The organism is Selenomonas ruminantium subsp. ruminantium ATCC 12561, assembly GCF_000424065.1.
Taxonomy (GTDB): Bacteria; Bacillota; Negativicutes; order Selenomonadales; family Selenomonadaceae; genus Selenomonas_A; species Selenomonas_A ruminantium.
Genome location: NZ_AUJE01000070.1, coordinates 1 through 1,451, shown reverse-complemented (window position 1 = coordinate 1,451; position 1,451 = coordinate 1). Strand labels below are relative to the sequence as shown.

The window sequence follows — 1,451 nt, the reverse complement described above, 5'->3', positions numbered from 1 at the left end:
CGTACTCTGTGTCCGTTGACAGGCCTTTAATACCGCTTGCGGTATGCTTTATTTTAAGGATGCGATATCATGAGTGTGCTTTATTTATTATCCAAAGGTGGTAATGTCCGCAAAGACAATGGCAGACTTATAATCGAAAAAGACAATCAGCTGGTAGGACGTATGCCTATCCGCGCACTTACTTCCATTGTTGTAGGCGCAGCGGCAAATATTTCCACACCAGCTATTTTTGCGTGTCTCGAAAATAATACGCCTATTTTCTTCCTTGATAAACATGGGCAGCTTATAGGACAACTTGCTAATGAGCAAACCGCCGTTGCGATTATCCGACAACAGTTAGCCTGTTTGGAAGATGACACGATTTCTCTGCAACTGGCTCAAAAAGTGATAACCGAAAAAATTCGGAATCAATACCGCCTATTAAAAGGGTACTCTCGTACAATACAAACACCCCTATTGACCAAATCCCTGAAAGCCTTAAAAATTGAACGCCAAAAAATCGACACGGCAAAATCTACTGACAGCCTGCGAGGCATTGAAGGAAATTGTGCCAAAATTTACTTCAATGGTTTTGGTGCACTCCTCGATAACAGGACATGGCATTTCAAGGGACGCACCCGGCCCGCTACAGACCCAGTAAACGCCCTGTTAAATTTTGGCTATGCTTTCTTGGAACGCGAAGTGCGCATAGTGGTCATTGGACAACAACTCGATACCCGTATCGGCTTTCTGCACAGTAACAATGACCGCAAAGACAGTCTTGTCTTTGACCTGATGGAACTGTTTCGGCAACCCATAATCGACCGTTTCGTCCTAAACCTGCTACGTCTGCAAATCTATCGGCCTAAAGACTTCATCAAAACTAACGAAGAAAAATATTGCCTTAGTGACGAAGCCCGCAATCTTTGGTATCAAAAGTATGAAGATTACATGGAAAAACCGTATCAGGAATACGACGGCTTATCACCACGTCAGCTAATACAAAGTAAAATAAAATCCTTCCAACAGAAGCTGCTTTCCTACGAGAGGGCATGATGATGAAATATATCATTTGCTATGACATCAAAGAAGATAAAATCCGTAACCATGTAGTCAAATATCTTGAAGAAAGGGCTTTTCGCATTCAATTTAGTGTATTCTCATGCAAATGCAACAACAAAGAAATAAAAGATATATGGCAAAAACTTCAGCAAATAACCAAGGAAGCCGAAAACCCCCTTTTAATGATAATTCCGGTATGCAAAGCCTGTGAAAAAGATATCCTGGTTCATGGTCAACCATTAGAAACAGACAAGAGCTTTATTGTTGTATGATAAGTGCAGGATTTCAACAGACCAACAGCTTATCGCCTTGCTGGCTGCTTATGCAGAGTTTTCCGGCGTAGGTCGTTGGACTGCACACAGATTAGGACAGGTTTGCATAAAAAGAAATTCTAAAAAGGCAATCAGCTA

2 protein-coding genes are annotated in these 1,451 nt (G+C 41.6%); both read left to right on the top strand.

What is annotated here, in order from left to right; genetic code table 11:
* The first annotated feature begins 69 nt into the window (after nucleotides 1-69).
* Complete coding sequence (gene cas1, locus G598_RS0114965; RefSeq protein WP_026767594.1) at nucleotides 70-1,035, top strand: CRISPR-associated endonuclease Cas1; 966 nt, start codon at nucleotides 70-72, stop codon at nucleotides 1,033-1,035.
* The gene (gene cas2, locus G598_RS18225; protein WP_080657057.1) at nucleotides 1,032-1,313 is read left to right on the top strand and encodes a CRISPR-associated endonuclease Cas2; all 282 of its coding nucleotides are present in this window, start codon (nucleotides 1,032-1,034) and stop codon (nucleotides 1,311-1,313) included. The genes cas1 and cas2 overlap by 4 nt, the downstream gene beginning before the upstream one ends.
* Nucleotides 1,314-1,451 lie beyond the last annotated feature (138 nt).

Excerpts from the sequence above, each read along its gene's own strand:
- cas1 (WP_026767594.1), top strand. The coding sequence starts at position 70 with ATGAGTGTGCTTTATTTATTATCCAAAGGTGGTAATGTCCGCAAAGAC.
- cas2 (WP_080657057.1), top strand. The coding sequence starts at position 1,032 with ATGATGATGAAATATATCATTTGCTATGACATCAAAGAAGATAAAATC.